Here is a 12,954-nt window from a genome sequence, read left to right on the forward strand (position 1 = left end):
GGGAAACTCCATTGATTCCGTGCACGTTTGTCAGATGAGCCTCTTTTTGTCACTTTGGTAAGTCAATTTCGATGGCATCTCTCGCACAAAGACTGTCCCTCGCCGTCCTGGCGATCTCGCAACTGCTGAGCGGTGTCGGCTGCCAACCGACGTCCAACGTTGCGCCGCAGGATCAAGCCGAAGGGGAACCGACCTCGGTCGCGGCAACCGGTGCCGAGACGGACTCGCACCAACGGATGATCCAAAAACTACGCGACGTTGACTCGTTCATGAAACAGCACAGTGCGATCCTGAGTGACGGCACGCTGAATCAACTCACCGCCAAGGTGGTGGAAGCAAAGTCACGCGGAGACTTAGCAAGCTTTATCGCCCTGCAAGTCACGATCGGACAGCACCATACGAACATGGGACGAGGTGATGAAGCGCTCGTCTTTCTGCAACAAGCCATCTCGTTGCTACCAGTAATGCGTCGATCGAACATGGACTACATGCCACCATCCGAGGAGTCGGATCTTTACGTGCTTGCCGCTATAGCGGCGATTCGCAAAGCCGAGAACGAAAACTGTGTGGTTTGCCAGGACGGGCAAAGTTGCCTGTTCCCAATCTCCGGCAAGGGCATCCACGAAGAACGTGCGGGCTCTGAACTTGCCACCCAATTTCTCCGCCGCGCTCTGGAACTCAATGCATCCAATTTGCGAGCGATCTGGTTTTTGAATATCGCGGCGATGACGCTTGGTGAGTATCCCGATTCGGTCCCGCCGCAGTACCGATTGCCTCCAGAGCGTATCCATTCCAGTGTCCCGTTTCCGAAATTCACAAACGTCGCGGTAGACCTGGGTATCGATACCATGTCGCTTGCTGGCGGCGCGGTGGTTGACGACTTCGATGGCGACGACTTGCTGGACATCATCGTTTCCAATTGGGATACCGCTGGAAATCTCGAGTTTTTCCGGAACCTAGGCGACGGCAAATTTGAACGCATGACCGAACCCGCCAACTTGCTTGGGATCGTTGGTGGATTGAACTTGAACCACGCCGATTTTGATAACGATGGTGACTTGGATTTGTTCGTCATGCGAGGCGGTTGGCTCGGCGCTCTTGGCAAAGTCCCCAATTCGTTATTGCAGAACGATGGCAACGGTGTGTTCCGCGACGTGACCTTCGACGTCGGTCTAGCGGATCAATTCTTTCCGACACAAACCTCCGCCTGGGCCGACTACGACAACGATGGTGACCTGGATCTATACCTTGGAAACGAGGCATTTTCGAACCAGTTGTTTGAAAACGACGACGGGCATTTCCGGGATGTGGCGCGCGCCGCTGGCGTCGATGATGCGTCGATGACCAAAGGGGTCACTTGGGGTGATGTCAACGGCGACGGCCGGCCGGATTTGTACGTGTCGAATATGGCCGGCGACAACCGCTTGTACATCAACCACGACGATGGAAAATTCACAGATATTGCTGCCCAAGCCGGTGTGACCAAACCGCGAAACGGATTCCCGGCTTGGTTCTGGGATTTCGATAACGATGGCAACTTGGACCTCTATGCGTCCAGCTTTGAACAGGGAATCGCGCTCGTTGCCGCCGACTTTCTCGGTATCGATTCGCAACAAGCTGCGGAATCCCGACTGGGCATGGATGCGCATTACCGCGGAGACGGCAGAGGCGGATTTGCCAATGTATCGGCGGCACTCGGATTGACTGCCGTCACTCAACCGATGGGCTGCAACTTTGGTGATTTGGACAATGACGGGTTCCTCGACTTCTATCTATCCACCGGATACCCCGAAGCCGAAGCCATGGTGCCCAACTTGATGTATCGAAACGTCAAGGGAGAGCGGTTTGTCGATGTATCCGAAGCTGGCGGATTTGGGCACCTGCAAAAAGGCCACGGGATCTCATTCGCCGATTTGGATCATGACGGGGATCAGGACGTGCTTGCCGAACTGGGGGGATGGGTTGCTGGCGACGCGTTCCACAATGCACTGTTCCAAAACCCAGGATTCAATGCGAACTGGATCAAAATCGAACTGCGTGGTTCGCAATCGAATCGGTTCGGCTTCGGGGCCAAGATCCGCTTGGACATCACCGACGATGGTGTACGTCGATCGATCTACCGGACCGTCGGCTATGGCAGCAGCTTCGGTGGCAATCCGGCGCGGCAAGAAATCGGCATTGCCGCTGCGGACTCAATCGATGTTGTCGAAATCCATTGGCCTACGACTGGGGAAACGCAACATTTCGAGAACGTGCAGGCAAACCAGACGCTGCGAATCGTCGAAGGCGAGGGTGCTGTTCAAGTCGTCGATCTGACAAGAGCACGTCCATGAACTCCGCTGCGTGAAGCTAGCCACAACAACGATCCAACCTGCCCATCGTTAGACGCACCAGCCCCCCCCTCTGCTCCAACATTTTCCGCTGCCGCAATCCCATCCTCACCACGGGCAACAATAGGTACGCGGGCTTCATCTTGCAATTTTACCAGAGTTTGCCGCCTTGTACGAATGGCTCGCCGCTCCCGTTCCATCGATCGGAGTAGCATCCGAAGTGAGATGCCGGAATGGAAAAGGCGAACTGCACCTGCATCAAAATCGATCTGCAAATCGTCCACGTGCGAAGCCGATTCGATCACTTCCCTATTCGTGTCATTCGTGTGATTCGTGGTTAGAAATCACGTTCATCATTCACCGACATGGAACCTTGGGAAGTAACCCAAATCACCAGAGATGGAATCGTCACTGCGGGTCCACTGTCTAGCGGCTTCGACGACGAAAGAATCCCAGCAGGTTCGCGTTTCGCGGCTCCGAACCGAATCCACACAAACGTGAGCAAGGGGTAAACCACGAATCACACAAATGACACGAATAGCCAACGAACGGAAAAAGGTCACTGTGGTTCAAGAAGCAAAGAGCTGACCGTTACCCGCAAGCCGGAGCGCCGGCGTCTTGTTCATTCCGCTCCGTTCGTAGTACCGGCTTCAGCCGGATTCCCTAGCTCGGGCAGAAAAGGTACGCGGACTCGATCTCGCATCTGGAATTCTGTTTGCGACTTTTGATGTCTTCGATGTCCGACCGAGCGTGGCTGAGGGACGAGAAGACAGTGTCGATCCAACGAAAAATGACGTTGCGCCATGCCTACCCGGGCTTTTGATGAGTGTGCGATTAGCGTGGATGAGTGTTCCCCAAAAACAGGCTGCGCTGAACGCTAATCCCCGCTAATCGAACATTAATGAAACGATGCAGAATGACCAAGCGGCCTATACACCCGAACGGCTAACTTGGTGTGCCGCAAGGTTCCTGCTGGAATCTCTACGTCCCGAATTGACGATGGGGCAAGGTTGCTTTCACTTAACTTCGGACAGGCAATGGAGACGCCCCGTGTCCTTAGCTCCCGCGACCCTAACGATGCGTAGACGCTCCTCAGCGGATTTGACGGTTTTCCGACACAAGACGTGGCAACGAATGCCCTTTGGTTGTGACGAGCTCTTCTCTCCCTACGCCCCCGAGCATCTCGTTGCACCGGCGTCGCCCCGAGCCGCAACAAGGGTGCTAAACTATTTGAAAGCCTCCCCATCACTCCCGCCTGAGTCGCATCGCAATGGATCTCATTGACACCCTGGATCGCCTCGCATCTCGCTTGGACCAACATGCAAGCGTTCTTTCGACTGAAGAAGCAACAAAACAAACCCTCGTGCTGCCAGTGATCAATGCACTCGGCTACAACGTCTTCGATCCTCTAGAGGTCATTCCCGAATTCACCGCAGATGTCGGAACGAAAAAGGGTGAGAAGGTTGATTACGCGATCCACCTCGATGGCGTTCCAATGATTCTGATTGAATGCAAAATGTACGGCGCCGCGCTTTCGCTGAATCATGCATCGCAGCTCTACCGCTATTTTTCTGTGACGGACGCGAGATTTGGTGTTCTTACTAACGGAACCAAATACTGGTTTTATTCCGACATCGAGTCGCCCAACAAAATGGACAGCAAGCCATTCTTCGAATTCGACTTACTCGACTACGACACTCGCGATGTTGCCGAACTGAAGAAGTTCTCGAAGGCGACATTTGATCTCGACAACATCCTTAGCAATGCCAGTGAATTGAAGTATGCCCAACAGATCAAGAAGTCATTGGCAGATGAATTTGACGAACCGTCGGAGGATTTTGTTCGGATGTTTACCTCACGCGTCTACGCTGGACGATTCACCGGCGCGGTAAACGAGCAATTTAGGATCTTGGTGAAGAACGCATTTCGCTCCTTTGTCGCCGAACAGATAAACGATCGACTCAAAGCTGCATTGCGAGGCGGCGAAGCTCACCTGATCCCAGTCAATCCTATCGCTGAAGATCAAACCGCGGACGCTGGTGAAGCCGATGACGATGGGATCGAGACCACTCAAGACGAAATCGAAGGCTACCACGTCGTCCGAGCAATCCTCGCTCGGAGCGTAAATCCAGCAAGAATCGTGATGAGAGACACAAAAAGTTACTGCGGTATCTTGTTAGACGACAACAATCGAAAGCCCATTTGCCGACTGCACTTCAATCGCGCGAAGAAGTTCATTGGGCTATTTGATGCTGCCAAAAACGAAGAACGGATCGCGATCGAGTCACCATTGGATATTTACACCTTCGCCGATCGGTTGATCGAGAGCGTTATGAATTACGACACCAAGAGTCCGGTACAGGACGAAAACCCAAATACTACGCCCGGCACGTCCACCGGCGAGTAATGTCCGCATGGTTGGAAACGCTTCGTGTGGGGTCAGTCTCGAATTTGAAGAACTGCGGATTTCCTGGAACACTGAACGCCTAGGGAAGAGAGGGCTACCCGAGTATCCTTGTCTCACGCTGCCCCCGATGGCAGTGTTGCCACAAGGCAAGAAAAGGTACGCGGACTCAATTTGCATCTTGAATGTAGCCTGCGACCTTCGATGAATGGCCCGCCGCTCCGCTTCCGTCGATCGGAGCAGGATCCGAAGCAGGCCACCGGAATTTAGAAGGCGAACTGCATCTGCTTGAATATCGATCTACGCAACGTTCTCTTGGGAAGCCAGAAGATCACCCTGAATTTGAGTCCTGGAACCTTTTCTTCGTTGAACCGGAGCATCCGATGTCGACCACCGGTACGTTCTCGTGAATCACTAAAGAATTTCGACGTCCCGAAACAAATTCGATACAATGACCGAGTGCAAGGTTTTTTGATCGGGAAACTCGAAAGCGATGGAGGAGACGATGGGCATCCAAGCATTCGTGGGGATCGTTCTTTGCCTTGCTATGTGGCTGACCAGTTCAGCGGCCTACTCGGGCGGTTTCTCGAGTTCCACCGATGGTAAAACTGGATTGGAAATACGCGGTCGTTCGATTGATGATCCAACGGCAACGCCTGTTCCCTTTCCCAACGAACTCGAGCAACAGGAGCTAGAGGTTCGCTGGTTTCCGCTCAAAACCGATGCGCTCGGGAACGAACTGATCCTCTCGGGCAAATTGATGCATATCGACGAAGCCGATACGGTATTACCGCTCAGCCACCAGCCTTTCTCTATTTATCTTGCCAGACAATCCGAAAGACGTCTCGATTGGTCAAAGAAGGCCGTCTACGACGAGACCATGATGGTGGACGGTTTTAGCGACGAGGATGGCAACTTCGAGGGATCGGCCGATCTTTCTAAAACGGACCTATCACTTGACAACATGGGGAATGTGCTAGTAGCCATCGCAGCGGCGAGAACTGGCAGGAAAGGCCGCGAACGATGGGTCACCCGCCGAAACGATTGGCCTGCCATTTCATCAAGCGTTACGATGCTGGAGCTGCCTCCGGCACCAAAGATGGCTCCAGCGACTTTCGAGCTGAATCGTTTGCGACAATGGCCCGATGAAGATCTCGATGGCACTCAGTTGCTTCGGGCGGCACTGATCTTGCAAAGAGCGGGCAAGGACGCGGCACTGCTTGCAATCGATGCATTTATCGATGGCCGAATCGGCGATCGTGACCGGTCGGCCAGCGGACTTGAAAATGAATGCGTTGTCGGAATGATCACCCACTTGGTGTTCGAACCCAATGACGGAAGCCCTCGTCCGCCGCGCTACACTTGCCTCTTTGGTTTCGAATGGAGCGCAGATGGCAAAGCACTTAAGAAACAATGGCCCAATGGATCTGTTATGTTCTCAGGCCACATCCCATTCATCTCGGGACGGCATGGGGCCGGACACTCAGGAATGATCCCATCAATCGATCGATTCTCCGAGTGGATCAAGGAGCACGGGCGGATTCGCAATCAGTCATTTGAACCGACGGTCGATCCCTTGAACGCCGCAGAAAGTCTACTCAACGCCCCCTTTATCAAGGCCATCACTGACAAGAACGAAGACAAATACGCTGGCACGGTTCAAGTTAACTACATCCGTCGGCAAGCCCTGGCGATGGTCGGCTTACCAATCGACCCTGAATACCCTCACTACGCGGGGCCGGAAATCCCCGACGCTCTCTGGCTTCGCCTCATCGAAGAGGTGCGATCGAATCCCATTGCCTGGGACTCAAAACTGGAACGGTTCGATGCGAAACGAAGCAGCCCTCGCTACCAAGAGCTCATCGATGAAGCGATGAACTTGGTGAAGGATCCTTGCGACGAGTAAGAGCGATCGAATCACCAGGGCGACACGTCGTTTCTCTAAAAGCGACGAAGGTTCCAGGACTCAAAAACTGGCAATCGCTTCTGATTGTTCTGAGGCAGGACAGGTGAAGCCAATCGAACTGGACCGGAATTTGGGGCGACGCGCGTTTGCCCAACAGACCAGGGTGATCCGATGGCCGACGCCGGGTGGCCTCTATCAAGCCGCATCGAGGCAACGGGGTCATTGGGCAAGGAAAGGTACGCGACTCCATTTTCCATCTCGAAACGTGTTTGCAACCTTGGATGAATGGCCCGCCGCTCCGCTTCCATCGCTCGGAGCAGCATCCGAAGTCAGCCATCGAAAATTGGAAGGCAAACTGAGGCCGTTTCAAAATCGATCTGCAAATCGTTTACGTGCGAATCCGATTCAATCACTTTTCTATTCGTGTCATTCGTGTGATTCGTGGTTAGAAATCACGTTCATCATCCACCGACATGGAACCTTGGGAAGTAACCCAACTCACCAAAAACGGAATCGTCACTGCGGGTCCACTGTCTTGCGGCTTCGACGACGAAAGAATCCCAGCAGGGTCGCGTTTCGCGGCTCCGAACCGAATCCACACAAACGCGAGCAAGAGGTAAACCACGAATCACACAAATGACACGAATAGCCAACGATCGGAAAAAGGTCACTGTGGTTCAAGAAGCAACGAGTTGACCGTTACCCGCAAGCCGGAGCGCCGGCGTCTTGTTCATTCCGCTCCTTTCGTAGTACCGGCTTCAGCCGGATTCCCTAGCTCGGGCAGAAAAGGTACGCGGACTCGGGCAAGAAAAGGTACGCGGACTCGATTTGCATCTTGAATGTAGCCTGCGACCTTCGATGAATGGCCCGCCGCTCCGCTTCCGTCGATCGGAGCAGCATCCGAAGCAGGCCACCGGAATTTAGAAGGCGAACTGCATCTGCTTGAATATCGATCTACGCAACGTTCTCTTGGAAAGCCAGAAGATCACCCTGAATTTGAGTCCTGGAACCTTTTCTTCGTTAGGGCTTTTGATGAGTGTGCGATTAGCGTGGATGAGTGTTCCCCAAAAACAGGCTGCGCTGAACGCTAATCCCCGCTAATCGAACACTAATGAAACGATGCAGAATGACCAAGCGGCCTATACACCCGAACGGCTAACTTGGTGTGCCCGAGGCAGAAAAGGTTCCAGGACTCGATCTACGGTTCCCCTGGCCGCTAGGTCGTGAGGTGCGTCGCATGCGGGACCGTCCTCGCCTGCACCGGTGGCCTACACCGGCGTTAAAAATGAAGCGGTGTTTCCATGGGATCGGTACAGTTCGCTTTTTCCCTTGCGTGCTCATCCGCGTTCGGGAATACGGCACTAGGCAAGGATATCGTGGATGACGTTTCCGTGGACGTCGGTTAGGCGGAAGTCTCGGCCGGAGTAGCGGTAGGTCAGCTGTTTGTGGTCTAGCCCTAGGGCGTACAGCATCGTGGCGTGGAGGTCGTGGACGCTGGTTGGATTCTCTTCGGCTTTGAAGCCAAACTCGTCGGTCGATCCGTAGACGGTGCCGCCCTTGATGCCGCCGCCAGCCATCCAGACGCTGAATCCGTAGTGGTTGTGGTCGCGGCCTAACTTCGATGCACCAGCGCCGGTAAGTTCCACCGTGGGCGTACGCCCGAATTCGCCACCCCACACGACCAACGTGTCCTCCAACATGCCGCGTGATTTCAGATCCCCCAGCAATGCGGCGATGGGTTGATCAATTTCGCCCGCCAGTTTGCGGTGGTTGTCGGCGATGTTTTCGTGGTTGTCCCAGGGCTGACCCGCCCCGTGCCACAGTTGGATATATCGCACGCCTCGTTCCGCTAGCCGCCGGGCGATCAACGTTTGACGACCGTGAACGGTGTCGCCGTAAAGGTCGCGTGTGTGCTGCGTTTCATTGGCGATGTCGAACGCGTCACTGGCCTCGGTCTGCATCCGAAAGGCTAGTTCGTACGACTGAATCCTGGATTCGAGTCGCCGGTCGAGACGCTGGGATTGATGCTGGCGATTCCACTTTGCCAACAATTCCAGTTGACGCTTCTGATCGGAAGTGCTGATCTGTGGGTGTTCGATGTTCTCGATCAGCCGACTTAATTGCGTGTGCTGAGTATCGATATGCGTCCCTTGAAAGGAACCGGGAAGGAAGGCCGACTGCCAGTTTTCGGTATCTTTGATCGGCAGGCCGCCAGGACACATCGCGATGAAACCGGGCAGGTTCTTGTTTTCTGCTCCCAGACCGTACAACACCCACGCACCGGCGCTGGGGCGAGCCTGGACGGAGTCGCCGCAATTCATCAGCATCAGCGACGGTTCATGGTTGGGCACTTGAGCGTACATGGACCGGATCACGGCAATGTCGTCGATGTGCTGGGCCGTCTTCGAAAACAGTTCGCTGACCTCGATCCCCGATTCCCCATACCGATCGAACTTAAACGGCGAAGGAAAGGCGGCTCCCGTCTTCCGCTCTGTCGTGAACGTATCGCCGAGAGGCTGGCCTGCATACTTTTGCAGCGCCGGCTTGGGGTCGAATGTGTCGACGTGCGATGGTCCGCCGTTCAAAAAGAACTGGATCACTCGCTTGGCCTTGCCACCAAAATGCGGACCGACCGAGGCGCCGGCAGATCCGATGTCGTCCGCCAGGACAGCATTGATCCCCAGAGCGCCCAGCCCCATTCCGGAGCTTAGCAGCATTTCGCGCCGGCTCAGTAAGTTTGGAACCATTCTTGACGTTGCGGAACTTGTCGGGAGTTTCGCGTGGGGTGCGGATGTACGAAAGTCTTGACGACTTCCGCTACTTGGCGGGCGGGTGCTTGGGGGTTTGAATGTCATGGTGTCGTTCCTTCTTCAGTCCACAAATAGAAATTCGTTGGAGCAAAACAGAATCTGGGCCAACTGTTCTAGCGGCGTCAGGCGGTTCGCCGCATCACTTGGAAAATCAGCCTCTGAATCCCAAACGATTGAACCATCAGCTTCGGTCGCTGTGCCGGCGGTTGGCTCGTCCGCGATCGTCACTTTCCAGAGGAATTGATCGCTGTTCAACACGTTATCGATATCCACCACAAAATCGATCGTCTGCCCCTTGGTCACCGTGAGGGCTTCGGCATTCAAATCTGCCGATGACTGATGCACCTTTGCCGCAGCAAGTTGCCCCGTTTCCGAACTGACGATGAAGCCGCGTACGCCGTCGCCGGCGGCGACCTGATGGCGAAGTTCGGATTCGATGCGGACCGTCATATCGCGAGGCGCTGTCCAGCGACGAACACATGCCGTGTTTCGCGTGTTGCCGGGATGGCCACCGACCGCGGACAACTGCACCCAGCCGAGTTTGCCATCGGGCCACGAGGGACCGCCCTGCCACGATTGGCCGGTGAAATGGGGGAGCGGTTCGAAGTCCGCGACGCGTTGTGCGTCTTCGTCGTATTTGCCATAGCCATAGGTCCAATCGGCGGCGGTCTGGCGAATGGTCGTCGTTTCCGCTGCAGCTTGGGAAACAACCAGCAACGCGTCGGTCAGTTCCGCGTCCGTTGCCGGTCGCTGCAGCACTCTTTGAAACATCTTTCCAACAGCATCGCGGGGATCTGCGTCTTCGCTGCACACGGATGCCAGTTGTTGAGATCGCCGTAATACAAGCGGGTGATTCATGAAGAACAACGATTGCTGCGGAACCGTGGTTTGGCTTCGCCGAGGCACATGCAGGTCTGGGTTAGCGAAATCGAACACACGCAGGATCGCGGGCAGGAACTGACGATCGACCAATCCGTACAGAGTGCGTCGAACGTTCGAAGTGTTCTTGAACAGATCCGCAGGCTTGCCGCCGGTCTGCAAGTCGATTTCACCGGTCGCCGTTAGCATTGAATCACGGAACTGTTCGAAGGTCAGTCTTCGCGAATTCATCCGCCACAGTAATCGATTTTCAGGATCGACCTGCACGGCATGATCCAGATCGGCTCGGTTGGTCGGGCCTAGCGACGATCGTCGGAAGGCCGCCGACGTGACAATCAATCGATGCAGTTTCTTTAAACTCCACCCTTCCTGGACAAACCAATGCGTCAGCCAGTCCAGCAGTTCCGGGTGCGACGGTCGTTCGGCACGAACCCCAAAGTCGCTGGGGGTCAAAACCAGACCAGCACCGAAATGATGAGCCCACACGCGATTGACGATCACGCGAGCGGTCAGCGGGTTGGAATCGTCGATGATGTCCCGAGCCAGTTCAAGGCGACCGCTGCCGACTTGAAACGGCTTTCGATCGGAGGGCGACAAGACTTCCAGAAAACGCCGCGGTACGTCTTCGCCCTGAGTCTGGATGTTGCCTCGCCGGAAAATCCGCGGCTCGGACGCCCTGGCACGATCCTTCAAAATCAAGGCAAAACCGGGTGGCTGTGCCGGGTTGATCAACCAGCGGTCGATCTCTCCTTGCAGCTTCCACAGCGCCGTCGTGGTAGCGCTGTCAAAAAACCTTTCGGTATGGACGATGCCTTCGTCCGGAACCTCGCAGGGCGATCCGGCTGCAAACATCACCTGACGAAGCTGTTGGGCGGCAGGGTCCAATGGCGGTTCGGTTCCTGGCTGCTGCGCCCACTCAGCATCGACTTCACTCAACAACTGGCCGTAGCGATCGATGACATCAGTAAAGCTTGCCGGTGGTGTTTTAAAGAGGGCGGCGACACGCGGATGGATCCGTTCCTGCGACGACGCAGCGATCGCTTCACACACCTCCGACGCCTGGGCCGCAAACTGATCGGGCCCCAGCTCCGCAAACCGGTGCCAAGGCAGGAACACGGGATCATGTTCTCGTTTTGCGGTTCTCAGGTACGCCTGCCAACGCCGGACAAACGCAGGCAATAGATCCGACGCCTCGAAGATCTGATCGAAACCCTGAGGCGGATACTTGTCCAGTTCGGTTTGAGCGTACAAGTAATCGCGAACCCTGCCACGAGCTCGCTTGGACGATTCCTCGCGACTGGTTTGCAACTTCTGATGCAACGCCGCCTGTCGCTTCTTCAACTCCGTTTCGAACGCGTCATCGACGGTGTTCTCGCCGAGCCCGACCAGTTCTTCCTGGCAACTATCGAAGACGCCGTACAACGAGTAGTAGTCGGCGGTGGGGATGGGATCGTATTTGTGGTCGTGGCAGCGAGCACAACTGACCGTCAGGCCCAACGTCCCGCGAGTCACCACATCGATGCGGTCGTCAATGATGTCTCGGTTGACACCCAAGAATCGACGACCGATCGTCAGGAACCCCATCGCAGCCAGATCTTCGCTTCGTATGTTTTCGGTTTGATCGGCGGCCAATTGCAACAGCAGGAAACGATCGTAGGGCATGTCTTCGTTCAGGGCGTCGACGACCCAGTCGCGATAACGCCAGGCGTGCACCCAGAAACGTTCTTCGCGGCCATACACGTATCCCTTGGTGTCGGAATAGCGAGCCACGTCCAACCAATGACGCCCCCAGTGCTGGCCGTACTGTTTGGCAGCAAGGTACTTTTCGACCCATTCGCTATCGTCATCCGCGGATGTGGACGCGGCGAACCGATCAACATCATCCGGGCTTGGCGGCAGCCCCGTCAGCGAAAACGAAAGACGGCGAATCAAGGTCCGGCGATCGGACTCGGGTGCAGGTGTCAGCCCGGCCTCTGCGAGTGTGTGCAACACGAACGCATCGATCGGATTCGTGACGATCGAATCTCCGGCAATCGAATCTCCGACGACCGAATTCGCGGGGAGTTCTGGAACCGGTAGATTTCGGACAGGCATGAACGCCCAATGGCTTTCCGCGTTTTCCATGGCGGCCGAACGCAGTGGCACGGAATTGTCCGGCCAGGGCATTCCCATGGCGACCCATTCTGCGATGGCGGCAACCTGTGGTTCGGGAAGCGGATCGTCCGGAGGCATCGCCACGTTGTCGCTTCGCCGGACCGCTTCTAGCAGCAGGTTGTCGGCAGCAACCGCGACGGCGAAGGGACCAGAATCACCGCCCTTGATCAACGCTGACTTCGAATCCAACCGCAGTCCACCACTCTGCTCGGTCGCACCATGACAAGCAACACAGTGTTGAACCAGAATCGGCCGTATCTCGGACTCGAAAAAACGATCCTGTTCATCGTCCGCCAATGCATGTCCCGCGAAGCACAGCGCAAAGCATGCGACGATTGCGATCGTCGAGCTTGGCAGGCACTGGTTCCAGAGCAGTCGACAGAGACGCGGCGGGTAGGCTACTCCAACCATGGGATGTCGTTCGATGGATTCATGTGGCGGGAACTTTGTCGGTCTTGCACGTCGACGAAG

The 12,954-nt window shown here is 55.6% G+C and carries 5 protein-coding genes; 3 read left to right on the forward strand and 2 right to left on the reverse strand.

Features of this window, described 5'->3' with window-relative positions:
- The first annotated feature begins 71 nt into the window (after positions 1–71).
- The 3 genes from K227x_RS18860 to K227x_RS18870 all read left to right on the forward strand — a co-directional run bounded on the left by K227x_RS18860 (position 72) and on the right by K227x_RS18870 (position 6,640).
- Positions 72–2,333, forward strand: coding sequence for a CRTAC1 family protein (locus tag K227x_RS18860; protein WP_145171918.1), 2,262 nt, complete (start codon positions 72–74; stop codon positions 2,331–2,333).
- Positions 2,334–3,600: 1,267 nt separating this feature from the next.
- On the forward strand, positions 3,601–4,737 hold the full coding sequence (locus K227x_RS18865) for a type I restriction endonuclease (protein WP_145171920.1): 1,137 nt from the start codon (positions 3,601–3,603) through the stop codon (positions 4,735–4,737).
- A 502-nt stretch (positions 4,738–5,239) separates the two neighbouring features.
- Positions 5,240–6,640, forward strand: coding sequence for a hypothetical protein (locus tag K227x_RS18870; RefSeq protein ID WP_145171922.1), 1,401 nt, complete (start codon positions 5,240–5,242; stop codon positions 6,638–6,640).
- A 1,361-nt stretch (positions 6,641–8,001) separates the two neighbouring features.
- On the opposite strand, the gene K227x_RS18875 is transcribed toward K227x_RS18870, so the two are convergent.
- Both K227x_RS18875 and K227x_RS18880 read right to left on the reverse strand, forming a co-directional pair.
- Positions 8,002–9,387 (reverse strand): DUF1501 domain-containing protein, encoded by a 1,386-nt coding sequence (locus K227x_RS18875; RefSeq protein ID WP_145171924.1) that lies wholly within the window; start codon positions 9,385–9,387, stop codon positions 8,002–8,004.
- Positions 9,388–9,510: 123 nt separating this feature from the next.
- Entirely contained in the window at positions 9,511–12,894 is a 3,384-nt protein-coding gene (locus K227x_RS18880; protein WP_145171926.1) for a PSD1 and planctomycete cytochrome C domain-containing protein, read from the reverse strand.
- Positions 12,895–12,954: the final 60 nt, after the last annotated feature.

This window comes from Rubripirellula lacrimiformis (genome assembly GCF_007741535.1).
GTDB lineage: Bacteria > Planctomycetota > Planctomycetia > Pirellulales > Pirellulaceae > Rubripirellula > Rubripirellula lacrimiformis.